At 61.3% G+C, this 25,164-nt stretch carries 23 protein-coding genes; 8 read left to right on the forward strand and 15 right to left on the reverse strand.

Annotation, left to right across the window (positions count from 1 at the left end; all coding sequences use genetic code 11):
- Window positions 1-30: 30 nt before the first annotated feature.
- Together RHEC894_RS14750 and RHEC894_RS14755 are read right to left on the reverse strand one after the other, a co-directional pair.
- Window positions 31-1,623, reverse strand: coding sequence for an amino acid permease (locus tag RHEC894_RS14750; protein WP_085737824.1), 1,593 nt, complete (start codon window positions 1,621-1,623; stop codon window positions 31-33).
- A 120-nt stretch (window positions 1,624-1,743) separates the two neighbouring features.
- Window positions 1,744-2,514, reverse strand: a complete 771-nt coding sequence (locus tag RHEC894_RS14755; protein WP_085737825.1) for an N-formylglutamate amidohydrolase — start codon at window positions 2,512-2,514, stop codon at window positions 1,744-1,746.
- Between the two features lie 175 nt (window positions 2,515-2,689).
- Between RHEC894_RS14755 and RHEC894_RS14760 the strand changes: the two genes are divergently transcribed.
- From RHEC894_RS14760 to RHEC894_RS14780, 5 genes are all read left to right on the forward strand, one after another.
- Window positions 2,690-3,562: a MurR/RpiR family transcriptional regulator gene (locus tag RHEC894_RS14760; RefSeq protein WP_085737826.1), complete on the forward strand. Its 873-nt coding sequence runs from the start codon at window positions 2,690-2,692 to the stop codon at window positions 3,560-3,562.
- Between the two features lie 191 nt (window positions 3,563-3,753).
- A complete protein-coding gene (locus tag RHEC894_RS14765; protein WP_085737827.1) occupies window positions 3,754-4,857 on the forward strand; it encodes an ABC transporter substrate-binding protein in 1,104 nt (367 codons plus the stop codon).
- Between the two features lie 72 nt (window positions 4,858-4,929).
- On the forward strand, window positions 4,930-5,823 hold the full coding sequence (locus RHEC894_RS14770; RefSeq protein ID WP_085738993.1) for an ABC transporter permease subunit: 894 nt from the start codon (window positions 4,930-4,932) through the stop codon (window positions 5,821-5,823).
- Window positions 5,820-6,608, forward strand: a complete 789-nt coding sequence (locus RHEC894_RS14775; protein ID WP_085737828.1) for an ABC transporter permease — start codon at window positions 5,820-5,822, stop codon at window positions 6,606-6,608. The genes RHEC894_RS14770 and RHEC894_RS14775 overlap by 4 nt, the downstream gene beginning before the upstream one ends.
- A 12-nt stretch (window positions 6,609-6,620) precedes the next feature.
- Window positions 6,621-7,682 (forward strand): ABC transporter ATP-binding protein, encoded by a 1,062-nt coding sequence (locus tag RHEC894_RS14780; protein ID WP_085737829.1) that lies wholly within the window; start codon window positions 6,621-6,623, stop codon window positions 7,680-7,682.
- Between the two features lie 308 nt (window positions 7,683-7,990).
- Here the strand turns inward: RHEC894_RS14780 and RHEC894_RS14785 are convergent, their stop codons facing one another.
- The 5 genes from RHEC894_RS14785 to RHEC894_RS14805 form a co-directional block, all read right to left on the reverse strand.
- Window positions 7,991-8,992: an ABC transporter ATP-binding protein gene (locus RHEC894_RS14785; protein WP_085737830.1), complete on the reverse strand. Its 1,002-nt coding sequence runs from the start codon at window positions 8,990-8,992 to the stop codon at window positions 7,991-7,993.
- 10 nt (window positions 8,993-9,002) lie between these two features.
- The gene (locus RHEC894_RS14790) at window positions 9,003-10,064 is read right to left on the reverse strand and encodes a Gfo/Idh/MocA family oxidoreductase (protein ID WP_085737831.1); all 1,062 of its coding nucleotides are present in this window, start codon (window positions 10,062-10,064) and stop codon (window positions 9,003-9,005) included.
- Entirely contained in the window at window positions 10,061-10,900 is an 840-nt protein-coding gene (locus RHEC894_RS14795) for a carbohydrate ABC transporter permease (protein WP_085737832.1), read from the reverse strand. The genes RHEC894_RS14790 and RHEC894_RS14795 overlap by 4 nt, the downstream gene beginning before the upstream one ends.
- 9 nt (window positions 10,901-10,909) lie before the next feature.
- Complete coding sequence (locus RHEC894_RS14800) at window positions 10,910-11,857, reverse strand: sugar ABC transporter permease (protein ID WP_085737833.1); 948 nt, start codon at window positions 11,855-11,857, stop codon at window positions 10,910-10,912.
- A gap of 271 nt (window positions 11,858-12,128) precedes the next feature.
- Complete coding sequence (locus tag RHEC894_RS14805) at window positions 12,129-13,388, reverse strand: ABC transporter substrate-binding protein (RefSeq protein WP_085737834.1); 1,260 nt, start codon at window positions 13,386-13,388, stop codon at window positions 12,129-12,131.
- A gap of 529 nt (window positions 13,389-13,917) precedes the next feature.
- Between RHEC894_RS14805 and RHEC894_RS14810 the strand changes: the two genes are divergently transcribed.
- Together RHEC894_RS14810 and RHEC894_RS14815 are read left to right on the forward strand one after the other, a co-directional pair.
- Window positions 13,918-14,802 carry an N-acetylglucosamine kinase gene (locus tag RHEC894_RS14810; RefSeq protein ID WP_085737835.1) on the forward strand — a complete coding sequence of 295 codons (885 nt, stop codon included), beginning with the start codon at window positions 13,918-13,920 and terminating at the stop codon, window positions 14,800-14,802.
- Complete coding sequence (locus tag RHEC894_RS14815; RefSeq protein ID WP_085737836.1) at window positions 14,799-15,563, forward strand: GntR family transcriptional regulator; 765 nt, start codon at window positions 14,799-14,801, stop codon at window positions 15,561-15,563. Before RHEC894_RS14810 ends, RHEC894_RS14815 begins: the two co-directional genes overlap by 4 nt.
- A gap of 2 nt (window positions 15,564-15,565) precedes the next feature.
- On the opposite strand, the gene RHEC894_RS14820 is transcribed toward RHEC894_RS14815, so the two are convergent.
- From RHEC894_RS14820 to metH, 3 genes are all read right to left on the reverse strand, one after another.
- Window positions 15,566-15,967, reverse strand: coding sequence for a type II toxin-antitoxin system VapC family toxin (locus tag RHEC894_RS14820; protein WP_085737837.1), 402 nt, complete (start codon window positions 15,965-15,967; stop codon window positions 15,566-15,568).
- Window positions 15,964-16,197, reverse strand: coding sequence for a type II toxin-antitoxin system prevent-host-death family antitoxin (locus RHEC894_RS14825; protein ID WP_085737838.1), 234 nt, complete (start codon window positions 16,195-16,197; stop codon window positions 15,964-15,966). Before RHEC894_RS14825 ends, RHEC894_RS14820 begins: the two co-directional genes overlap by 4 nt.
- Before the next feature lie 190 nt (window positions 16,198-16,387).
- Complete coding sequence (gene metH / locus RHEC894_RS14830) at window positions 16,388-20,161, reverse strand: methionine synthase (RefSeq protein WP_085737839.1); 3,774 nt, start codon at window positions 20,159-20,161, stop codon at window positions 16,388-16,390.
- Window positions 20,162-20,328: 167 nt separating this feature from the next.
- Here metH and RHEC894_RS14835 point away from each other — a divergent pair, with 167 nt between their 5' ends.
- The gene (locus tag RHEC894_RS14835; RefSeq protein WP_085737840.1) at window positions 20,329-21,588 is read left to right on the forward strand and encodes an AGE family epimerase/isomerase; all 1,260 of its coding nucleotides are present in this window, start codon (window positions 20,329-20,331) and stop codon (window positions 21,586-21,588) included.
- A gap of 59 nt (window positions 21,589-21,647) precedes the next feature.
- Here RHEC894_RS14835 and RHEC894_RS14840 read toward each other — a convergent pair whose 3' ends face one another.
- The 5 genes from RHEC894_RS14840 to RHEC894_RS14860 form a co-directional block, all read right to left on the reverse strand.
- Entirely contained in the window at window positions 21,648-22,271 is a 624-nt protein-coding gene (locus RHEC894_RS14840; protein ID WP_085737841.1) for a DUF2799 domain-containing protein, read from the reverse strand.
- Window positions 22,272-22,400: 129 nt separating this feature from the next.
- A complete protein-coding gene (locus tag RHEC894_RS14845; protein ID WP_085737842.1) occupies window positions 22,401-22,895 on the reverse strand; it encodes a heme-degrading domain-containing protein in 495 nt (164 codons plus the stop codon).
- An 87-nt stretch (window positions 22,896-22,982) separates the two neighbouring features.
- A complete protein-coding gene (locus tag RHEC894_RS14850; RefSeq protein ID WP_085737843.1) occupies window positions 22,983-23,594 on the reverse strand; it encodes a flavin reductase family protein in 612 nt (203 codons plus the stop codon).
- Window positions 23,595-23,597: 3 nt separating this feature from the next.
- A complete protein-coding gene (locus RHEC894_RS14855) occupies window positions 23,598-24,341 on the reverse strand; it encodes an aspartate/glutamate racemase family protein (RefSeq protein WP_085737844.1) in 744 nt (247 codons plus the stop codon).
- Between the two features lies 1 nt (window position 24,342).
- On the reverse strand, window positions 24,343-25,164 hold the full coding sequence (locus RHEC894_RS14860) for an ABC transporter permease (protein ID WP_010068281.1): 822 nt from the start codon (window positions 25,162-25,164) through the stop codon (window positions 24,343-24,345).

The raw sequence follows: 25,164 nt of genomic DNA on the forward strand, positions 1-25,164 counted from the left end.
AGGCTGCGGCCCCGTTTCCTTGCAATATGCCTAACTATTCGCCGGGACGGCGACGGTGCCGGTTTCGCCGACAGCCGCTTCCGCGGCGGCGATTTCGCCCCGTCGTTTGGCGATCATGTCGCCGATCGGCGGGCCCTGGAAGCGACGTTTTTCAACGGCGAACCAGATGACGATCGCCAGCACGATAAAGGCGAGGGTGATCTCGAAGACCTTGTCATTCGGCGGCTGGATCGCGATGTAGACGATGAGGATCATGCCGAGCGTCGCGAGAACGCCGACCACCTTGTAGAGGCCGCCGCCGAGATTCCACGGTCCCGGTGCCGGCCACTTCTTGGTACCGTAGGCGAAGATGCCGAGCACGATCGGGAAGAGGAAGGACAGGAAGAGGAAGATCAGCGTCGCGTTGACCACGGTGACATAGAGGCTTGCCTCGCCGACCGAGATAAACAGCGCGCCCCAGACGAACAGGCTTTCGAGAGCCGCACCCGTCCAGATCGCCGCAACCGGCGTGCGGAATTTCGGGCTGACGCTGGCGAGCGTTTTCGAGCCCACCGGAATGCCGCCGTCTCGCGAGAAGGCAAAGATCATGCGCGAGCAGGACGTAACAGTCGCAAGGCCGCACAGGAACTGCGAGATGAAGATCGCGATGTAAAGCAGCGTGACCAGCCAGGCCGGCATGATGGCGTTGATGGTCATGAAGAACACGCTCCAGCCCTGCTTTGCGCCCACCGCCATATCGGGAATGGCGATGACGAAGGCCGAAAGCATTACCCAGCCGGCAAGCGACGACCAGATAACCGCGGACACCATCGAACGCGGCACCGACAGCGCTGCCTTCTTGGTTTCCTCAGAGGTATGAGCGGAGGCGTCGTAGCCGGTGATTGTGTAGATCGGCAGAAGCAGGCCCAGGCCGAAAATATACCACATGCTGTCCGACTGCGGCCAAACCCCGCCGCCGGCATCGCCTGAATAATTGGTGAACGTCCATAGACGCGAGAAGTCATGGGTCGGGGCGAAATAGAAGCAGGCAATCGTCAGCACGGCGGCCGTCACAAGGATCAGCGTCCCCGAAAAATCGGTGAGCTTTGCCGTCAGGCCGATACCGAAATGGTTGATGGCAGCCTGCACGATCGTGAAGAGCACGACCAGAACGACCTGCATGCCGGGCGAGACGACGCCGCTGGCATCGGCGATGCCGAGCTGAGCGCCAAACGTGCCGCCGAGGAACAGGGCCGTGCCGATATTGATGGCGCCGAGAACGGTGATGAGGCCGAGCAGGTTCAGCCATGCGGTGAGCCAGCCGGTGAAGCGGGTGCCGAGAATGGAACTCCAGTGATAAAGACCACCGGCCGTCGGATAGGCCGACGAGATCTGCGCCATGCCGAGGGCAAAAAACAGGGAGATGATGCAGCCGACCGGCCAGCCGATGCCGATCGCGGCACCGCCGACGCCCGACGTCGCCTGCGCGAGCGAATTGATACCGCCCGAAAGGATGCAGATGATCGAAAATGAAATCGCAAAATTTGAGAACGAGCTCATACGCCGTTCGAGTTCCTGGGCGTAGCCCATCGAGTGCAGGACATGGACGTCCTGCGTCTTATCCTGATCGGTATAGTCAGACATGACTTCCCCCTGTTCACGATCGGCCGCGGGATTGCGGGCCGGTTCAGTGCCAAATTGTCCGCGGCATTTTCGCCGTGCGGACGCTCGCAGTTAGACTGCTCCCTCGGGTCTTCTTTTTTGTCAGGCGTCCAGGCTTTGCTGGAGCAACCCTTTTAGATAGTCGGCCATGACCCCTTGGCCGACATCGTCTGTGATGAGGTCGTTGCGGACCTCGATCATTACATTGCGCAAGCCGTTCGAAAGCCCGTGCAGGATCAGCGTGTGGGTCACGCCGTCCTCGGGCCCGTAAGGCTGATTGCGTTGCGTCCTGTAAAGCGGCGCTTCGGCCGCAGCCTCCAGCATGCGATCGGCAAACCGGCTGTCCTCGTCGTGCAATATGCCGAGTTCGACGGCGCGTTCGCGGCCATGATAGACCGGCGTGAAGCTGTGCATGGTCACGATAACGCTGTCCTGCCCCCTTGCCCGGCGATCGCGGATCAGCCCGCGAATGGCGTCGTGGAAGGGTACGTAAAGCGCATCGGTACGGGCAAGACGCTCTTCGGCGGTCAGATCCTTGTTGCCGGGAATGGCGTAAATCTCACTCGTCTCCGGCATGGCGCCGGGCGAACTGGGCGGCCGATTGCAGTCGTAGATCAACCGTGAGAACCGCTGGTAGACGAGCGTCGCGTCGAGGCCGTCCGATATGCCACGCGCGACTGCGAGAGCCCCCGGATCCCAGGCGATGTGGCTCGACAGCGCTTCGTCAGGCAAGCCAAGATCGCCGAAAGATGCGGGAAGCGTGTTCGAAGCGTGTTCGCAGACGATCAACACCGGGCTCCGACCGTCGATGCGCTCGATCCCGACGCAGTCGCCGTCCGCTTCGCTGAGGATTTTCGGCCGGGCCAGCACCAAAGGCGCCACTCCTTATCCATTAATAAAATATTTATAGAAAAGAATTCTTCAGGTTTCGGTCAGTGTCAAGCGTCCCCTGAAAATTTCTTTTCATGACAGCAGTTGACATGGATTATGACAGCGTTGTTAACTTTGGTTGGGAAAGTGGCGCCAGACCATCCCGGGGAGCATTGAAGTGACAGTTGCGTCGAAGACGGTTTCGGACGTCATACACTCGCATTTCGGGGTCTTGACTCGTGCCGAGAAACAACTGGCCGAAAGCCTTCTCGACAACTATCCGGTTTCCGGTCTCGGCAGCATCACCACCATCGCCGAGAATGCCGGCGTCTCGACGCCGACCGTCGTGCGCATGGTGCAGAAGCTCGGTTTCAAGGGCTATCCGGACTTTCAGGCGCATCTGCATCTGGAGGTCGAGGCGACGATCTCGAACCCCATCGCCAAGCACGATCGGTGGGCGCAGAACGCCCCAGGCACCCACATCCTCAATCGTTTCGCCGATGCCATCATGGGCAATCTGCGCCAGACATTGACCGATCTCGACACCGCAACCTTCGACAGCGTCGCCTCGCTGCTGTCCGATCGCAAACGCGGTCTCTATTTCGTCGGCGGCCGCATCACCGGTGCGCTTGCCGAATATTTCTTCACCCACATGCAGGTGATCCGGCCGGCAACGACACTGCTGTCGTCGAACTCCAGCAGCTGGCCGCAATATGTCCTCAACATGAATGCCGGCGACATCCTGATCATCTTCGACATCCGCCGCTACGAGCAGGAAATGGTCAGCCTCGCCACGGCCGCCCGCAAGCGCGGCGCCGAGATCGTCGTCTTCACCGATCAATGGGGCTCGCCGGCCGCCAAACTCGCCCGGCATGCCTTCCGCGTCCGGATCGAGGCGCCATCGGCCTGGGATTCCTCCGTCGTCACCCTCTTCATCGTCGAAGCATTGATCGAGGCCGTTCAAAATTCGACCTGGGACGAGACGAAGGAGCGCATGAAGACACTGGAGGGCCTGTTCGAACAGACCAAGCTTTTCCGTAAACCGGGCTAGGAGGACAAGACTAAAGGAGAGGAAAAAACAATGACGGATTTTTGCCGAAATACGTCACGCTGTCGCAAATGAAACATTTGACGCAAACGCCTGCTATTTATGCAAAACTACCGTCATCCAACCGTCACACAAGCTTCATGTAAGCTGATTAACAGCATCGCCAGACACTGAAAACCCGAAGGAGAACAACAGTGATCTCTAACCTTTCTCGACTGCTGTCGCTTTCTACTGCGATGATCGTGGCTTCGACCGCGATCGCCGCCGCTGAGCCGAGCGCTGAACTCATCGCCGCCGCCAAGAAGGAAGGCACCCTGACGACGATCGCTCTTCCGCATGACTGGTGCGGCTATGGCGACGTCATTGCCGGCTTCAAGGCCAAGTATGGCCTCGAAGTCAACGAACTGAACCCGGATGCCGGTTCGGGCGACGAAGTCGAAGCGATCAAGGCCAACAAGGGCAACACCGGCCCGCAGGCTCCCGACGTCATCGACGTCGGCCTCTCCTTCGGCCCCTCCGCCAAGAAGGACGGCCTGATCCAGCCTTACAAGGTCTCCACCTGGGACTCCATTCCGGATAGCGCCAAGGATGCCGAAGGCTACTGGTACGGCGACTATTACGGCGTTCTCTCGTTCCTCGTGAACAAGGACCTCGTCAAGGAATCGCCGGCTGACTGGACTGACCTGAAGAAGAGCGATTACGCCAACAGCGTCGCCCTCGCAGGCGATCCGCGCAGCGCCAACCAGGCTGTCCAGGGCGTCTATGCCGCCGGTCTTTCCGCATCCGGTGGTGACGCCGCCAAGGCAGGCGAAGAAGGCCTGAAGTTCTTCGCCGACCTCAATAAGGCCGGCAACTTCGTGCCGGTCGTCGGCAAGGCAGCTCCCTTCGCACAGGGTTCCACCCCGATCATCGTCGCCTGGGACTACAACGCCCTCTCTTGGGGCGAAAGCCTGAAGGGCAACCCTCCGTTCGAAGTCGTCGTTCCGAAGACGGGCGTCGTTGCCGGCGTCTACGTCCAGGCGATTTCCGCCTTCGCTCCGCACCCGAACGCTGCCAAGCTGTGGATGGAATATCTCTATTCCGACGAAGGTCAGCTCGGCTGGCTGAAGGGCTATTGCCACCCGATCCGCTTCAACGATCTTGCCAAGAACAACAAGATCCCGAAGGACCTGCTCGACAAGCTGCCGCCGGCAGCAGCCTATGAAAAGGCTGTCTTCCCGACGCTCGAAGAACAGGCTGCCGGCAAGGAAGCCATCACCAAGAACTGGGATTCCGTCGTCGGCGCCGCCGTCAAGTAATCTCCGATCCGGCCTCCCCGCCCGAAAGGCGGGGAGGTTTTCTCACTCCGACGCCCCAGGATGAGCTTTTCCATGAGCACGGTTTCAACGCCAATGGTAAGCAGCGCCCCCTTGATCAACAGAGATCGCGTGATCGACTGGCTGGGCATTGCACCCTTCATTATTTTTTCTCTGCTGTTCCTGATCATCCCCACGCTTTATCTTGTGGCCGGCGCGTTCCTGACGCCCGAGGGCGACCTCACGCTGAAGAATATCGGCGATCTCTTTACCCCATCGATCATGAGCGCTTACTGGATCAGTATCCGCGTTTCGGTCGCCTCCGCCCTCGGCGGGGCGCTGATCGGCTTCTTCCTCGCCTGGGCCGTCGTGCTCGGCGGCCTGCCCGCCTCGGTGCGCTCGACGCTTCTGACCTTTTCCGGCGTCGCCTCGAACTTTGCCGGCGTGCCGCTTGCCTTCGCCTTCCTCGCAACGCTCGGCCGCACCGGTCTTGTGACGATGTTCCTGCGTGAGTGGTTCGGTTTCAATCTTTACGGCACCGGTTTCAACCTGTTGTCCTTCCTCGGCCTGACCATCACCTATATGTATTTCCAGATTCCGCTGATGGTGCTGATCCTGACGCCGGCCCTCGACGGCATGAAGAAGGAGTGGCGCGAAGCCTCTGAGATTCTCGGCGCCACCAATCGCCAATACTGGACGATGGTAGCAATGCCGATCCTCTGGCCGAGCCTGCTCGGCACGACGCTGCTCCTCTTTGCCAATGCCTTCGGCGCCATTGCCACCGCCTTCGCGCTGACCGGCAGCTCGCTGAACATCGTGCCGATCCTGCTCTATGCACAGATCCGCGGCGACGTCCTGCACAATGCCAACCTCGGCTATGCCATCGCGCTCGGCATGATCGTCATAACAGGCGTCTCGAACATCCTGTATCTCATGCTGCGCATGCGCGCCGAACGGTGGCAGAAATGAAAGCTCAACGTCTTGGAGCCTGGATCGCCATCATTCTGGGTGCATCCTATTTCGTCATTCCGCTGATCGGCACTATCGAATTTTCGCTGCGCATGCGCCGCGGCGAATACAGCTTCGATGCCTATCAATCGGTCTTCTCGGACGCCCAGTTCCGCGAGACCTTCGGCTATTCCATGCTGATGGCGTTGCTCACCATCGTCTTCGGCATGCTGCTCGTCGTCCCGACCGCCTACTGGGTGCGCCTGCGCCTGCCGCAGATGCGCCCCGTCGTCGAATTCATCACGCTGCTGCCACTCGTCATTCCGGCGATCGTCATCGTCTTCGGTTACCTCAGGATGTACAATTCGTCGTCCTACCTGCCGCTGACGGGTTCGACGACCGGCACCAACATCCTGCTGGTGTTCTCCTATATCACCCTGTCCCTGCCCTATATGTACCGCGCCGTCGATACCGCCATGCGTGCCATCGACGTCCGCACGCTAACGGAGGCGGCCGAAAGCCTCGGCGCCCGCTGGACGACCATCATGTTCAAGTGCATTTTCCCCAACGTCATGAGCGGCGTGCTGTCAGGCGCCTTCATCACGCTTGCGATCGTCATGGGCGAATTCACTTTCGCCGCGCTGCTGAACCGTCCGGCCTTCGGCCCCTACCTGCAGCTTGTCGGCGCCAACAAGGCCTATGAGCCTTCGGCCCTCGCCGTCATCGCCTTCTCGATCACCTGGCTCAGCATGGGCCTGCTCAACCTCGTTTCCCGCTTCGGCAAAGCCCGCCCGGCAAAGGCTTAAGGTATCTGGCTCATGTCCTTTCTCACACTGAACAACATTCAGAAATCCTTCGGCCCGGTCCAGGTCGTCAAGAACTTCAACATGAACATCGAGAAGGGCGAGTTCGTCTCCTTCCTCGGACCGTCGGGCTGCGGCAAGACGACCGTTCTGCGCATGATCGCCGGCTTTGAAACACCGACCGGCGGCACGCTGACCATCAACGGCAAGGACCAGAGCGCGCTGAAGCCGAACCAGCGCAATATCGGCATGGTCTTCCAGGCCTATGCGCTGTTCCCCAACATGACGGTGCACGACAACGTCGCCTTCGGCCTCAAGGTCGCCGGCGCCGCCAAGCCTGAGATCAACGCCCGCGTCAAGGAAATGCTCGGCCTGATCAAGCTCGATCACCTGGCCGATCGCTTTCCCTACCAGATGTCGGGCGGCCAGCAGCAGCGTGTGGCGCTCGCCCGCGCGCTTGCCGTCAAGCCGCAGGTGCTTTTGCTCGACGAGCCGCTCTCCGCACTCGACGCCAAGATCCGCGTGTCGCTGCGCGAAGAAATCCGCCAGATCCAGCAGCAGCTCGGCATCACCACTGTTTTCGTCACCCACGACCAGGAAGAGGCGCTGTCGATCTCCGACCGCATTGTCGTCATGAATGCCGGCAAGGCCGACCAGATCGGTTCACCCTTCGAGATCTACAATACGCCGGCAACGCGCTTCGTCGCCTCCTTCGTCGGCACCCTGAACCTGATCGAGGCCAAGGTCGTCGATCCCGACGCCAACCTCATCCAGATCGGCGATCAGAAAATCACCCTGAAGCAGTCGGTCGCAGCCCACAAGGCCGGCGAGACCATCTCGCTGGCGCTGCGTCCTGAAGCAGGCTCGCTCTCCGATAGCGCCAGAAGCGATACCGCGCTGACCGGCCAGGTTGTCTCCGCGCACTTCCTTGGCTCGGTCATCCGCACCCGCATGAATGTCGGCGGCAACGTCATTTCCTTCGACATGTTCAACAGCCCCGGCACCACGCCGCCGCAGGCCGGCGAAACGGTGACGCTGCGCTTCATGGCGGCCGATCTGCTGATCATCCGCGACTGATATTCGCCAATACCGCTCACGCAAAAGGCGCCGCGAAACGGCGCCTTTTTCATTGTCGGAATGACGGAGGAGACGACAGCCTTGTCAGATCCATCTCGCTTCGGCCAGGGAGAAGAGGCGAAGGCATTGCCACGAATCTCTTCTCCCCAGCGGGGAGAAGGTGCCGGCAGGCGGATGAGGGGGCCACACGGCACAGCATTGATTGCCCTGCTCGCTCAGCACAACAATAACAAATGTTCTGGCGTGCAGCCCCCTCATCCGTCCCTTCGGGCCACCTTCTCCCCGCTGGGGAGAAGGGAAAGGACACCTCAGCGGATCGCCCGGTCATCGACATCGAAGCGGTGCACGCGCGCCTGATCCGGCGTCGCATAAACCATCTCGTCGGGCTCATACTGATGCTCGCCGAACAGCCGCGCCGTCAGCAGGCCGCACTGCTCGGATTCCAGATAGATGATCGTGTCGGCGCCGAGATGCTCGACATGCACGACCTTCGCGGCCCAGGTCCCCTGTTCGCGCGACAGCGTCATGTGTTCAGGACGCACGCCGATCGTCTTGGCGCTGTGATCGCCGACCTTCTCGGCCGCGATGAAATTCATCTGCGGCGAGCCGATGAAGCCGGCGACGAAGACGTTGGCCGGGCGGTTGTAAAGCTCCATCGGTGAGCCGATCTGCTCGATCGCGCCGGCATTCAGCACGACGATCTTGTCGGCAAGCGTCATCGCCTCGACCTGGTCGTGGGTGACATAGATCATCGTCGCTTTCAGGCTGCGGTGCAGCCGGGCGATTTCGAGGCGGGTCTGAACGCGCAGCGCCGCATCGAGGTTCGACAGCGGCTCGTCGAACAGGAAGAGTTCCGGTTCGCGCACGATGGCGCGGCCGATCGCGACGCGCTGCCGCTGACCGCCTGATAGTTCGGCCGGCCGGCGTGCGAGATAAGGTTCCAGCGACAGCATGCCGGACGCCTTGCCGACTCGGCTGTCGATCTCCTCTTTGGCCGTACCGGCCTGCTTGAGACCAAGGCCCATATTGTCCTTGACCGTCAGATGCGGATAGAGCGCATAGGACTGGAACACCATGGCAATGCCGCGCTTGGCCGGCGGCGTCAGTGTCTCGTCGCGGCCGTTGATGACGACAGCGCCCGACGTGACGTCCTCGAGACCGGCAATGCTGCGCAAGAGCGTCGACTTCCCGCAGCCCGACGGTCCGACGAAGATGACGAATTCGCCGTCCTTGACCTCGAGGTCGATACCTTTGAGCACCTCATGCGTGCCATAGGTCTTGCGGATGGATTTGAGTTGAAGCGATCCCACTGTTTTTCCCTTACAATCTGACCGGCTGGCCGGTGCGCACGCTCTCATCGGCGGCGAGGCAGATGCGCAGCGACGCCACCGCATCCGTCATATGGCGATCGAGGTTCAGATCCTCGCGGATCGCCCTCAGCATGAAGGCCTGTTCCAGGTCGCAAAGCGCCTGATGACCGGGCTCGCCCGTCATCCTCATATCCTGGTCGGGCCGGACGAACTTGCCGTCCGGGCCGGTTTCGGCCGTGTGCAGACGGATCACTGATGTCTTAGTGTGCGTGTCGATATCGTCGGACTTGGCGTTCGGATCCATGACGATCGACACCGCGCCCTTCGGCGACATCACATCCTTCACGAAGAAGGCGGTCTCCGAAATCATCGGCCCCCAGCCGGCCTCGTACCAGCCGACCGAACCGTCCTCGAACAGCACCTGCAGCTGGCCGTAATTATACATGTCGGCAGCGATCTCATCGGACAGGCGCAGCCCCATGCCGCGCACCTCGACGGCCCTTGCGTCGGTGATCTGGCACATGACGTCGACATAATGCACACCGCAATCGACGATCGGCGAGGTCGTACGCATCAGCGACTTGTGAGTCGCCCAGGTCGGGCCGCTGGACTGCTGGTTGAGGTTCATGCGGAAGACATAGGGGGGCCCGAGTTTGCGCGCCTCCTCGATCAGCTTCGTCCAGGACGGGTGATGGCGCAGGATATAGCCGATCACCAGCTTGCGCCCGGCCTTCTCCGCTGCCGCGACGACCCGCTCGGCATCGGCAACGGTGGTCGCCAGCGGCTTTTCGACGAACACATGGCAGCCGGCCTCGAAGGCGGCGACGGCATAGTCGGCATGGCTGTCGGAATAGGTGTTGATCGAGCAGAGATCCGGTTTCAGCTCGGCAAGCGCCGTCGCGAAATCGGGATGGATCGTATAGGCCTGCAGCTCGCGCTCCAGCTTTGGCGTCGAGCGGTTGACGAGACCGACGATCTCGAAACCGGGATTGTTGTGATAGGCGAGCGCATGGCTGCGGCCCATATTGCCGAGGCCGGCAACGAGAACACGGATCGGTTTCTCCTGGCTCATTTGACGGCTCCCGACGTGATGCCGCGGATCAACTGGCGCGAGAAGATGACGTAGAGGACGAGGATCGGCAGGATGGCGAGCGAGAGTGCCGCCAGCACCGCATTCCAGTTGGTGACGAACTGGCCGATGAAGATCTGCGAGCCGAGCGTCACCGTCTTGGTCGCCTCTGCCGGCGCCAGGATCAGCGGGAACCAGAGATCGTTCCAGATCGGGATCATGGTGAAGACGGCGACCGTTGCCATGGCCGGGCGCACCAGCGGGAGCACCAGGCGGAAGAAGATCGCATATTCGGAAAGCCCGTCGATACGGCCGGCATTCTTCAGGTCGTCCGAAACCGTGCGCATGAATTCCGACAGGATGAAGATCGCCAGCGGTATGCCCTGCGCGGTATAAACCAGGACAAGTGCCGTCAGCGTATTGACGAGACCGGCTGCCACCATGCCCTGCAGGATCGCCACCGTGCCGAGGCGGATCGGGATCATGATGCCGATCGCCATATAGAGCCCGAGCAGCATATTGCCGCGGAAGCGATATTCCGACAGTGCGAAGGCCGCCATGGCGCCGAAAAGCAGCACCAGCAGGATCGAGACGATCGTGACGATGAAGCTGTTCTGGAAATAGGTAGCGAAGTCACCCTGCCCCAGCACCGTCTGATAGCCGACAAGGCTGAAGGTCGACGGCGTCGGCACCATCAGCGGCTCGCGGAAGATCGAGGCGCGATCCTTGAACGAGTTGACAATGGTGAGGAAGACAGGAAACAGCGCGACCAGCGTATAGGCGCTGAGCGCCAGATGCACGAGGCCGGTGCGGATGGGAGATGTGCGTGCCTTGGACATGCGCGCTCCTCAGAACTGGTAGCGACGCATGCGCCGCTGGATGACGAAGAGATAAAGCGAGACGCCGGCGAGGATGATGAGGAACATCACGGTGGCGATCGTCGCACCCATCGAGCGGTCGCCGAGCTGCAGCTGGAAACCGAAGAAGGTGCGGTAGAGCAGCGTGCCGAGAATATCGGTCGACATGTCAGGCCCGGCCAGCGCCCCCTGCACCGTGTAGATCAGGTCGAAAGCATTGAAATTGCCGACGAAAGTCAGGATCGAGATGATGCCGATCGCCGGCAGGATGAGCGGCAGCTTGATCTTCCAGAACTGCGCCCAGCCGGTAATGCCGTCGCATTCGGCCGCCTCGATCACCTCTTCCGGGATGCTGAGAAGCGCTGCATAGATCAACATCATCGGAATGCCGATATATTGCCAGTTGGAGATCAGCGACACGGCAATCAGCGCCGAACCCGGCTTACCGAGCCAGGGGGCGAACAGGAATTTCAAGCCGATGAGATCGAGCATCCAGGGCGCGACACCCCAGATCGGCGACAGGATCAACTTCCAGATGAAGCCGACGATGACGAAGGAGAGCAGCGTCGGCAGGAACATCGCCGTGCGGTAGAAGGCGACGCCCCTGAGCTTCGGCACCGAAAGCAGGGCCGCCAGCGCAATGCCGATCGGGTTCTGCACGCACATGTGGATGGCGAAGAAGATCAGGTTGTTGACGAGTGCGTTCCAGAAATCATGCGCCCAGCGCGGATCGCCGAACAGCACCTTGAAATTCGCAAGCCCGACGAAGGCAGGCTGCCCATCGACCGTATTGTAGAGCGAAAGCCTCAGCGTTTCGATCAGCGGCAGCACCATGACGGCAGAATAGACGATTACGGCGGGCAGCATGAAGACGAAGATGTGCCAGCGCACCGGGCGCTTGATCGGGACGATATCGGCCGCGTTGTCGGTTGGGCTCATGGCTTTTGCCTTGTTGTTATCGGCTGGCATTGAAGCACAGCACAGATAGATCCTGGGGCTGGATTCGGTTCATCCACACGGCAGGGCACGTCTTCGCTATCGCGAGCCGCCATGCTTTCGCATGACGAAAGACCCCTTCTGGCCTGCCGGCCATCTTCCCCACAAGGGGGAAGAAGACCCGCGGCGTGATCCCCTCTCCACCAAAACCGCGCATTTGCGACAGCCTAAGCCCCTCCCCTTTGTGGGGAGGGGTTGGGGAGGGGTTTCACGGTTACTTCGCCGGCTTGTACCAGCTGTCGAGGCCCTTCTGCAGCTTCTCGGCAGCGACCTTCGGCGTATCCGTGCCGTTGATCACGTTGGCCGATTCCACCCAGGTCTCGTTTTCGAGGTTCGGCGTGCCGCGCGACAGGATCTGGTAGGTCGAGCGCACGGTCGACTTGTACGGGCCCCGCCAGGAGACGAATTCCTGGGCAAGCGGATCGGACATCTTGACCGGATTGGAGTTCAGGCTGAAGAAGCCCGGCAGCGAGTTCGCATAGATGTCGGCGAACTCGGGCGAAGCGACCCAGCTCAGGAACTTCTTGGCTTCCTCGGCATGCTTGCTCTTGGCATTCAGGGCGACGCCGATATCCGGATGGTCGGAGATATAGCCTTGATCGCCGGACTTCGGAACCGGCGGCGGGAAGGCGCCCATCTTGAACTGCGCCTGCGTGTTGAACAGCGCGATTTCCCAGGAGCCGGCCGGATAGATGGCGGCGCGTCCGAGGGTGAAGAGGTTCTGACTGTCAGAATAGGTCTGGGCTTCGAAACCGTCGCCGAGATAGGGCTTCCACTTGGCCAGCTCTTCATAGGGCTTGACCCAGTCGGCATCGGTCAGCTTCTGCTTGCCCGCGATCAGGGCGTCGCGGCCTTCTTCACCCTTCCAGTAGTTCGGGCCGATGTTCTGGTAGCCCATCGTGGCGGCTTCCCAGAGGTCCTTCGTGCCCATGGCGAGCGGAATATAGGTGCCGTCGGCCTTGATCTTGTCGAGCGCCGCGTAGAACTCGTCCTGCGTCTTCGGCACGGATATACCGAGCTTGTCGAAGGCATCCTTGTTGTAGATGAAGCCGTGGATGACCGAAGCCATCGGCACGCAGAAGGTCGACTTGCCGTCGTCGGTCGACCATGCCGCCTTGGCGACGGCTGAGAAGTTCTCCATTCCGGGCAGGCTGGTGATGTCGACAAGCTGCTTCTTGTTGAAGAGTTCGAGCGAGGCGTCGAACGGACGGCAGGTGATGATATCGCCTGCGGAGCCGGCATCGAGCTTGGCGTTCAGCGAAGCATTGTATTCGGTCGGAGCGGTCGGCGAGAAGACGATCTTGATGCCCGGATTCTTGGCTTCGAACGCCGGGATGATCTTCTCCTGCCAGATCTGCAGGTCGTCGTTACGCCAGCTTTCGACCGTCAGCGTGACGTCGGCGGCATGGACGAGACCTGCCGATGTCAGCAGGCTTGAGGCAAGCAGGAAGCTTTTCAGAGCAGTGTTTTTCATTTCCCTCTCCTGTTTTCAGGCGCCGGAAGGCGCCGTTTTCGATCTGAAACAAGCGGTTGGCGTGCTTGAGGAAACACCCAACGCCCCTTGGAGGACCGCCAGCGACTGCCGGCCCCGAAAGCTCGACGGACGCAAAGGCGGATCGCCTGCGGCCGGACTGCGCGCTGTTCGGTGACCTGCACCGGACGCGCCGAAAAATAATGGGAAAGCCAATGGATGCCTGAATTCCATCGCCGGCCCGACAGGCCGCTGGTGTTCTGGCATCATCCTCGAAGCGGTTCCGGCTTGGCTTTGCTGCCGGTTTTCGTGGGCTTCGAAACGCTGTTCCCTTTTGTCGAATTAAGGCCAAAAAAATACCAATTGTCCAGACGAATTTTAACTTTTTGGCCAACACGGCTTCATTAAAAATTTTTATTAAGTAAAATCAACAAGATAAAAAGGTGTAATTTCTCCGCCATTCCCACTTGGTAAATGGTATTTTTTTGGTATTGTATGAAAAACAGGTGGGAACGGCGTATTCGGAGGTCCGATGACGGAGCTTGCAATCGGCATAGATGGCGGCGGAACGAGCTGCCGGGCCGCGGTCGCGGACAGAAACGGCACTATCATCGGCCGCGGCAAATCGGGGCCTGCCAATATCCTGTCCGATCTGGACAATTCTCTTCTCAATATCGTCGACTCCGCCCGGCAGGCTTTGCGCGATGCCGGGCTCGCCGCGGAAACAATTTCCTCCGTCGCAGCGGTCGTCGGAGTCGCCGGCGCCAATGTCACGGATTATGGCCAGCGAGTCGAAAAGGCCCTGCCCTTTGCCGAAGGCCGCATTGTTACCGACGCGCTGATCGCCCTGCAGGGCGCGCTCGGCGATGCCGACGGCATCGTCGGCGCCTTCGGCACCGGCTCGGTCTATAACGCCCGGAAAGAGGGACGGCTGAACGGCATCGGCGGCTGGGGCTTCGTCGTCGGCGACCAGGCAAGCGGCGCCCGCCTGGGCCGCGACCTGATGGAACGATCGCTGCTCGCCCACGACGGCGTACGCCCGGCTTCCGCGATCACCGAATCGGTCATGGCCGAATACGGCAACGATCCCGAGCGCATCGTCGAATTCGCCCATTCGGCAAGACCGACGGATTTTGCCCGCTACGCGCCTGTTGTCTTCGACTACGCAATGAGGGGCGATACGGTCGCGATCGGCATCGTCACGGACGCGGCAACGGCGATCGGTGAAAGCCTCGAAGCGCTGCTCTGGCCCGGATGCCCGTCAATCTGCCTGCTTGGCGGCCTTGCGGAAGCCTATGAGCCCTGGCTTCCCCAACGCTACAGGCCGCTGCTTGCCAAGCCGAAAAACGATGCCCTTCACGGCGCGGTGGAACTTGCGGTCAAGCTCCTGAACGAGCGACGGAGAGGTGCGGCATGACCGACGATCTCGCCACAATCCTCTCCCTGGAACGCCTGCAGGCGGCCGGCACCGGCCCGCTCTACGTCAAGCTCCGCCGCACGCTCGAAGAGGCCGTGCGCGCCGGCACGCTTGGTCACGGCGACGCGCTGCCGCCGGAGCGCGACATCGCCGAACTTGCCGCCGTCAGCCGGGTCACCGTACGCAAGGCGATCGACGAACTCGTCGCCGACGGCCTGCTGGTGCGCCGCCACGGCTCGGGCACCTTTGTCGCCAAGCCGGTCTCCAAGGTCGAGCAGCGTCTGTCGCAGCTCACCTCTTTCACCGAAGACATGGCACGCCGCGGCATGTCCTCCCGCTCGGAATGGTTGCATAAGGGCATTCATACCCCCTCACCCGACGAGATGATGATCCTTGGCCTCGCCGCGGGCGTGAAGGTTTCGCGCCTCTCGCGCCTGCGCATCGCCGACGACCAGCCGCTGGCAATCGAGAATGCCAGCGTCTCCGGCGAATTCCTCCCCGATCCCTCCGCCGTCAGCAATTCGCTCTACGCCGAACTCGAACGCCTCAACGTCCGTCCGGTGCGCGCCGTCCAGCGCATTTCGGCAACCAATATGAAGGAAGCCGACGCCCAGCTTCTCGGCGTCTCCGTGGGTGCGGCCGGCCTGTCGATCGAACGCATCTCCTATCTCGGCTCCGGCCGCGCCGTGGAATTCACCCGCTCGCTGTATCGCGGCGATGCCTATGATTTCGTCGCCGAGCTAACGATCGGAGTGACCTGAGCCTACCAGAAGCGGGCGATCCAAAGCTGGTTTCCGGCGAGTTCGTCGAAGATCGCATCGGCGGAAATGATCGGTATCCCGTTCTGCATGGCGGTCGCGGCAAGAAGCCGGTCGAACGGATCGCGATGCGTCCAGTCCATCATGGCTGCAGCCAGACAGATTTCCGGTGTCAGGCCCGCGGCAATGCCACCCTGCTCCTGCAGCAGTTCCGGCAGCCGGCCGATGAAAGGTTCCATCTCTGGCCATTTGCCCAGACGAACCTTCTGCCCGATTTCAAACAAAGATATCGGGCTGACGAAAATAGCCTCCGCTCTTTCGATCAGAGCGACCGCCTTGGCCGAGAGCCGCTCGTCGCCGGTCAGCGACCATGCCCAGGCATGGGTGTCGAGCAGAAGCGAATTCACTCGATCCCTTCCCAGGCAGCAAGATCGCTTCCATCCATGGGCTCGAAAAAGTCCGGCCCATTTCCAGCAACCTGTCCCTTGAGCAGGCCGATCTTGAAGGAAGATTGCGCAATCGGAATGATCTTCACGACAGGCTTATGCCCTTTGGCGATCACCACTTCCTCACCGGAAAGGGCGGCGTCGATCAACTTCGACAGATTGGTCTTCGCGGCATGAATGGTAACCTGCATCACAGTCCTCATTAGCTAACTTAGCTAATCATATCACCTCACCGTGAATTCCGCTACCGAATTCGAAAATGCAGATAATTATTGAACCATATCAAAATCATAAAGCCGGAAAGTGAATCACTTCCCGGCTTTCATTCATTGAATCGGTTCCTGAGCGCGCCGCGTCAAGCCACTGCAAAGACTCGCCAAATCAGGCCGCATCTTCGATTTCGTCTTCGGTCTTGCGCGGCACGTAGTTGAGCACCGGTCCAAGCCAGCGCTCGACTTCGGAAACCTCCATGCCCTTGCGCTTGGCATAGTCTTCCACTTGATCGCGCTCCACCTTGGCGACGCCGAAATAATAGGAGTCGGGGTGGCCGATATAGAGGCCGGATACGGACGAGCCGGGCCACATCGCATAGCTTTCCGTCAGCTTCACGCCGGCGGTTTTTTCCGCATCGAGCAGCTTGAAGAGTGTCGCCTTTTCCGTGTGGTCGGGCTGGGCGGGATAACCGGGCGCGGGGCGGATGCCGGCATAGGCTTCAGTGATGAGGTCTTCGTTGCTGAGCTGCTCATCCCTCGCATAGCCCCAATATTCCCGTCGTACCTGCTCATGCATGCGCTCGGCAAAAGCTTCGGCGAAGCGGTCGGCCAGCGCCTTGACGAGGATAGAGGAATAGTCGTCGTTCGACCGCTCGAAACGTTCGGCGATGGCGATTTCCTCGATGCCTGATGTCACCACGAAGCCGCCGACATAATCCTGCACACCGCTTGCAACAGGTGCGACGAAGTCCGACAGCGCCACGTTCGCCCGGCCGTCCCGCTTCGAGAGCTGCTGGCGCAGCGTATAGAAGGTTGCAAGCTCCTGTTTCCGGCTCTCGTCGGTGAACAGGCGGATATCGTCGCCGACGGCGCCGGCCGGCCAGAAGCCGATAACGGCGCGGGGGCGGAACCACTTCTCGTCGATGATCTTCTTGAGCATGGCCTGGGCATCGGCCCAGAGCGCACGCGCCGCCTCGCCCTGCTTCTCGTCTTCGAGAATGGCGGGGTAACGGCCGCGCAATTCCCAGGTCTGGAAGAACGGCGTCCAATCGATGTATCTCGCGAGCTCGGCCAGATCGTAATCCTCGAACACCCGTGTGCCGAAGAACTCCGGCTTTGTCGGCTTGTAGGCCGACCAGTCGACCTTATGCGCATTCTCCCGAGCCCGCGACAAAGGCAGGCGCACCTTCTCCGCTTCGCTGCGGGCGTGCGCCGCCGCCACCTTGGCATATTCGGCTCTCACATCGTCGACATAGCCCTGCCGCGTTTCCGGCGAGAGCAGCGCCGAGACGACGCCGACGGCGCGGCTCGCATCGGTCACGTAGACCGCCTGCCCCTTGTTGTAGCCGGGATGGATCTTCACCGCCGTGTGCACGCGGCTGGTTGTGGCGCCGCCGATCAGCAGCGGGATCTCGAAGCCCTGACGTTCCATTTCGGCCGCGACATGCACCATTTCGTCGAGCGACGGCGTGATCAGCCCGGAAAGGCCGATGACATCGACCTTTTCGGCGATTGCGGTTTCGAGGATCTTCGTCGCCGGCACCATGACGCCGAGGTCGACGATCTCGTAATTATTGCAGGCGAGCACGACGCCGACGATGTTCTTGCCGATATCGTGCACATCGCCCTTGACCGTCGCCATCAGGATCTTGCCGGCCGATTGCCGGTCATCGCCACCGGTGAGGCGCTTTTCCTCTTCCATGTAGGGAAGCAGGACGGCAACCGCCTGCTTCATGACACGGGCGGATTTTACCACCTGCGGCAGGAACATCTTGCCGGAACCGAACAGGTCGCCGACAACATTCATGCCGGCCATCAGCGGCCCTTCAATGACGTGCAGGGGACGGGCGGCCTGCTGGCGCGCCTCCTCCGTATCGGCTTCGATATATTCGGTAATGCCGTTGACGAGCGCATGTTCGAGGCGCTTCTCGACGCTCCATTCGCGCCAGGAGAGGTCCTGGACGCGGCCCTCACGGGCGCCGGCGCCACGGAAACGCTCGGCCACTTCGAGCAGCCGCTCGGTGCTGTCGGGACGCCGGTTCAGCACCACGTCCTCGCAGGCCTCGCGCAGCTCGGGGTCGATGTTGTCGTAGACGGCGAGCTGGCCGGCATTGACGATGCCCATGTCCATGCCCGCCTGGATGGCATGGTAGAGGAACACGGCATGCATCGCCTCGCGCACCGGCTCGTTGCCGCGGAACGAGAAGGACAGGTTGGAGACGCCGCCGGAAATATGCACGAGCGGCATGCGCTGACGGATCGTCCGCGTCGCCTCGATGAAATCGACGCCGTAATTATTGTGCTCTTCGATGCCGGTGGCGACCGCGAAGATATTCGGATCGAAGATGATGTCTTCGGGCGGGAAACCGATCTTTTCCGTCAGCAGCTTGTAGGCGCGCGTGCAGATTTCCACCTTGCGCTCATAGCTGTCGGCCTGCCCCGTCTCGTCGAAGGCCATAACGACGACGGCAGCACCATAATTGTGCAGCAACCGCGCCTGAGCGAGGAAATTCTCCTCGCCTTCCTTCAGCGAGATCGAATTGACGATCGGCTTGCCCTGCACCCGCTTCAGGCCGGATTCGATGATCGAGAATTTCGAACTGTCGATCATCACGGGCACGCGGGCGATGTCAGGCTCCGCGGCGATCAGATTGAGAAACTCGACCATCGCCTTTTCGGAATCGATCAGGCCTTCGTCCATATTGATGTCGATCACCTGGGCGCCGTTCTCGACCTGGTCGCGCGCGACATCGAGCGCTGCGGTGTAGTCGTGATTGGTGATCAGCTTGCGGAACTTCGCCGAGCCGGTGACGTTGGTGCGCTCGCCGACGTCGACGAAAGGAATGTCCTTGGTCAGCTCGAAAGGTTCGAGACCCGACAGCGACATGAAGGGGCGGTGCTCGGGAATCTCACGCGGCTTGTACTTGGCCACGGTCTCGGCGATCGCCCTGATATGTTCCGGCGTCGAGCCGCAGCAGCCGCCGACGATGTTGACCAGGCCTTCGCGGGCGAAGCTGTCGATCTGCGCCGCCATCAGCTCCGGCGTTTCGTCATACTGGCCGAACTCGTTCGGCAGCCCGGCATTCGGATAGGCGCAGATGAAGGTGTCGGCGACGCCTGAGAGTTCCTGGAGGTGCGGGCGCATCGCATTGGCGCCGAGCGCGCAATTGAGGCCGATCGTGAAGGGATTGGCGTGGCGCACCGAGTTCCAGAAGGCCGACGGCGTCTGGCCGGACAGCGTGCGGCCGGAAAGGTCGGTGATCGTGCCGGAGATCATCACCGGCAGACGCACGCCCTTGGCCTCGAAACGCTCCTCGCAGGCGAAGATCGCAGCCTTTGCGTTCAGCGTGTCGAAGATCGTCTCGATCAGGATGATGTCGGCGCCGCCGTCGATCAGCCCGTCGATCTGCTCGCCATAGGCGGAGCGCAGATCGTCGAAGGTGACGGCGCGGAAACCGGGATTGTTGACGTCGGGAGAGATCGAGGCGGTGCGGTTGGTCGGGCCGATGGCGCCGGCCACGAAGCGGCGGCGGCCGTCCTCGCGCTCGGCGCGGATTGCCGCACGGCGCACAATCTCCGCACCTTCCTTGTTCAGCGCATAGACCTCGCCTTCCATCTGGTAATCGGCCTGGGCGATGCGGGTCGAGGAGAAGGTATTGGTCTCGAGGATATCGGCGCCGGCCTTGGCGTATTTGTAATGGATCTCTTCGATCGCATCCGGCTGGCTCAGGATCAGAAGGTCGTTATTACCCTTTTGATGGCAGGCGCAGCCGATGAAGCGGGTTCCGCGGAACTGGTCTTCGTCATAGCCGAGCCCCTGGATCTGCGTGCCCATCGCGCCGTCGAGAACAAGGATGCGCTCGCTCGCGGCTTTCTTCAAAGCGGCGAAAACTTCACTGCCGTCACGCTTGCCCGTTTCCGGACCAAAGAGAGTATCAAACACGGGAGGGCTCCTTGACGTCGTAAGACCAGACTTCCAGATCACATAAAGATATCTTTATGTCAATATATGCCTGTCGATTTCGTGCTTTGCAAGCTTGCCCGATGACAGACTCGCCCGACCTCTATATAGGCGTTTGCGACGCTTGTGCACGAAATCGGAGGAGCATCATGGCACCCGCAACCGGCAACACCGCGCTTGGAAACTGGACGACCCGCGCCTACCATCGCGGCTGGCTGCTGGCGCAGGCAAACGGCCTTTTCGATTTCTTCCAGCACAATTCGGTCAACCCGAAGGGCGGCTTCTACGATCTCGACGACCAAGGCAGGCCGCTCGACGCCGAGGGCCAGGTGCGCGGCATCCATATCGCAGCGCGCGCGATCCATTGTTTCTCGATCGGCGCCCTGCTCGGCCGCCCGGGCGCTGGCGACCTCGTCGACCATGGCATGGACTATCTCTGGAACCATCATCGCGACCGCAGGAATGGCGGCTATTTCTGGTCGCTGAACAATGACGGCCCGGTCGATACCAACAAGCAGGGTTACGGCCATGCTTTCGTGCTGCTCGCCGCCTCCTCCGCCAAGATGATCGGCCATCCGCTTGCCGACGGCATGCTCGACGATATCACCGAGATCCTGAACGTCAGGTTCTGGGAGGCAAAACACGGCGCGATCGCCGAGGAATTCACCGCCGACTGGCAGCCGCTCGACGGCGGCGCCTATCGCGGCCAGAATTCCAACATGCACCTGACCGAAGCGCTGATGGCCGCCTTCGAGGCGACCGGCGAAAAGGAATACCTCACCAAGGCCGAAAGTATCGCCGACCTCGTCATCCGCCGCACGGCCGGTTCGGTCGACTGGCGCGTCGCCGAGCATTTCGACGCCGAATGGAACCTCGACAAGTCTTACTACCATCCGAACGAAATGTTCCGCCCGGCCGGCACGACGCCCGGCCACTGGCTGGAATGGGCGCGCCTGATCCTGCAGCTCTGGGCGCTCGGCGGCAAACGCATCGAATGGATGCCGGATGCGGCCAAGGCCCTTTTCGCCCAATCGATGGCGCTCGGCTGGGACAACGACAAGGGCGGCTTCTTCTATACGCTCGATTGGGACGACAAGCCCGCCAAGCGCAACAAGCTCTGGTGGCCGGCCTGCGAAGGTGCGGCTGCCGCCCATTTCCTCAATGAACATCTGCCGAGCGATTTCCACGAGGAGAGCTACCGCAAGATCTGGAACGTGATCGAGCGCGCCTTCATCGACCATAAGAATGGCGGCTGGCACGAGGAACTGACCGAAGATCTCGTCCCCGCCCATTCGCTCTTCCCCGGCAAGGGCGATATCTACCACGCCCTGCAGGCCTGCCTCATCCCGCTCTTTCCGGCAACGGGCAGCCTGACGAAAGGCATCACCGAGGCCGGCGGCAAGCTCTGAGGCACCCATCCAGGGTTCAGCATGCCCCGCGCGTTAGAAAAGGCGCGGGGCTGTAAAGCTCAATAACCCGGCGCCCGCAATTCGGCGGTGGGGTTGCGCTGGAACCATTCGACATCCTCGTTTGCACGGTCGAGTTCATCCTGCACGTCGCGCTGGTCGCGGCGGATGTCGTGCATGTCGTCTTCGAGATCCTCGATCCGCCGGCGAAGCTCAGACCGGTCCCCATCCTTGGCATCTTTCAGCCTGTCGGAAAGCTCGTCGATTTCAGTCTCCTTGGAGCTGTAATCGTTCTGCATCGAATTGAGGCGCTCCTGCAGCCCGTGCTGCTTGGCTCCGATATTGAAGCCGCGCAGGAAGCCCGATGCGGTTTCGGGCGGGCAGACATTGGCATAGCCGCTGCCCGCCTGGCCGCGCGCCAGCCCGCTGAGCGGCGTGCAATAACGCACCAGGCCGGACTGATATCCCTGGAACCAGATCGTCTGATCGGGCACGATCTTCACCCGCTCGCAGGATTTCGCATGGGCGGCGAAACGCTGCTGCGGCTCGTAGCCGGCGGCGCCATCACTTTCACCGATCACCCGCCAGTCGGCGGCGACACATTCCTCCTTGGAGAGCGTGTTGCAGGAGGCAAGGAGAAGGCCGAAGCCGATGGCGGCGGCAAGCGCAAGGAACAGGCGGATCATGGCGTCCCGGGAAGGTTAAGGAGGGCGATGCCGCACCTTAACCACAGGACAAGCCCGCGTCACTGGAGCGGCGACGCGATTTTGCATTTTTCATGGCTTTTTTCTGTCGAAATTACGGCAGATCCCGCCTCAGAGCGGAGCGAGCCGCAGCGTATCCAGATCCTTCGCCAGCATCAGCGCCAAGGCCTCGACCGCGAGATTGTGGTCGTCGCGCTGCGGCAGACCCGAAACGGTGACCGCGCCGATGCAGCCGGTGCCCTTGACGTTGATCGGAAAACTGCCGCCATGCGGCGCATAGTCGGCACCATCAAGCCCGTTGTCCTCGACGGTCTTGCCATCCTTGCTGAGCTTCAGCCCGGACGCATAGCTGCTGCGGAAATAACGCAGCACCATGTTACGCTTGCGGCGCACCCAGTTGACGTTATCGGGTGTGACGCCCGGCAATGCCGCGTAGAAGACCGGCATCGAATGCAGCGTCACATCAATCGCGATGCCGAGGCCGCGCTCGGTGGCGAGTTCCTGCAGAAGCTTACCGAGCTGCCAGGCAGTGGTGAGATCGAAGGCGTCGAAGCTCAGCGCCTTTTCCTGCTCGGCGATCCGGCTGAGATCGTTCTCGATTGTCATAATAGGCGCTCCTCTCCTGCAAAGATACGCTGCAGACCATTCTCACCAGAAGAGAAAAAGTAAAGCAAAACTTGGGGTATGGAGACGTCAGAGCTTCGGCGTCAGCATCTCGAAACGCTCGCGTGTTGTGGCGCAGGTGTCGCCGCCCAGTCTCGCAATGGCATCGACCGCGGCCGGATCGACATGCAGCCGTTGCGGATCGACGACACCGTCGCGGTAATGCGCATAGACGATTTCGCCGAGGATAATCTGCCGCGAGCGTCCAAGCTCCAGCGTCACATGCCGCCGGCATTCGAAGGCGGCCGGTGCTTCGGCGATGAAGGGGGAAGCAACCTTCTCGCCCGGCATCGCCGTCAACCCGGCTTCCTTCAACTCGTCGACGCCGCGCGGATATTTGCTGCCGCAGACATGCATCGCCTCGGCGATGGCGAAGGAGACGATGTTGACGGTGAAAACCTCGGTCATGCGGATATTGTGACCGGTATCCTTGAACGACATGTCGGCATTGTTCTCGACGCCGATCGCCAGGATCGGCGGATCGGCCGACAGGCAGTTGAAGAAGCTGAAGGGGGCCGCGTTGATCCGGCCGTGCTCGTCGACCGTCGTCACCAGCGCGATCGGCCGCGGAATGATCGTGCCGATCATCAGCTTGTAGCGTTCGCGCTCGCTGAGCGCTTTGAAATCGAAGGAGACGGCCATGGCTCAGCCGATTTTCGCGGCCGGCGAGAAACCGCTCATCGCGCCCATAAAGGGTTTCGGCAGCGGCGAGGCATAGGAGCCGCGCTTGCTGGTGGAAAGCCCGAGCGACACCAGCGCCTCGGCCTGCTTGACAGCGGCTGCGACACCGTCGACGACGGGCACGCCGTAGATATTCTGCAATTCCCGGGCAAGATCCGTCATGCCGGCACAGCCGAGCACGATCGCCTCGGCCCCGTCTTCGACAAGAGCCCGCTCGATCTCGGCCCGGAGCTTGCCGATCGCGCCCGAGGCGGCATCTTCCAGCTCCAGCACCGGAATATCGCAGGCGCGCACCTTGGCGCGCTCCCCCATGCCGTAGCGGCGCACCAGATTGTCGATCAGCACCCGTGACCGCTCCAGCGTCGTCACCACGGTGAAGCGCTGCGCCAGGAAGCTCGCCGTCACCACGGCCGATTCGCAAAGACCGAGGATCGGCACATCGGCGAAGCTCCGCGCCGCTTCGAGCCCAGTGTCGTCGAAGCAGGCAATGACCGCCGCGTCGTAACCCGCCGCCTGCCGCTCCTTCAGTTCCAAGAGCAAACCGGGGATCGCCAGCGCGCCGTCATAATGCCCCTCGATGGAGACCGGCCCCATACGCGAGGTGGCGGCGATGATCTCGGTGCCGGATGCCGCCACCGCGCGTGCGGCGGTCGCGGCCTTCTCGGTCATGGAAACAGTGGTGTTCGGATTGACGATGAGGATGCGCATATCAGTCTATCTTTGCCTGTCGCCGGCTGAGCATGGTCATGACACCGAGCGCAATGAGAATGATGGTGAAGGAAAACAGTGTCGTCACCGTGCCGAGCGCATAGAGCACCGGCGTCGTGACATTGGTCGTCATGCCGTAGATTTCAAGCGGCAAGGTATTGTAGCTGCCGGAGGTCATCAAGGTGCGGGCGAATTCGTCATAGGAGAGCGTGAAACCGAACAGGCCGACGCCGATCAGGCTCGGCGCGATCATCGGCAGCACGACATGGCGGAAGGTCTGCCAGGAGCTGGCGCCAAGATCGCGCGCCGCCTCTTCATAGGCAGGCGAAAAACGGTTGAAGACGGCAAACATGATCAATACGCCGAAGGGCAGCGTCCAGGTCAAATGCGCGCCGAAGGCCGAGGAATACCAGGCAGGCTTCAACCCACCCTCCTGGAAGACGACGCCGATGCCGAGCGAAATGATGATCGACGGCACGACGAGGCTGGCGACCGTCGCATAGAACAGCGCCGTCGAACCCCGGAAACGGCGGCGGAAGGCAAGGCCGGCAAGCAGCGACACGACGACCGTTACCACCATCACCATCAGCCCGAGGGTGAAGGAACGCCGGAACGAGGCGCCGAAATCGCCGACCGCCTGCTTTTCGAACAGGTTGAAGAACCAATGGGTGGAAACGCCGTTCATCGGGAAGGTCAGCCCGCCGTCCGGCCCCTGGAAGGAGAGGATCAGGATCGCCGAAAGCGGGCCGTAGAGGAACAGTACGAAGACGATGAAGAAAATCGCCAGCAGATAGAATTCGAGGCCGCGTTTTTCGTGGTTCAT

Source organism: Rhizobium sp. CIAT894 (assembly GCF_000172795.2).
GTDB lineage: Bacteria > Pseudomonadota > Alphaproteobacteria > Rhizobiales > Rhizobiaceae > Rhizobium.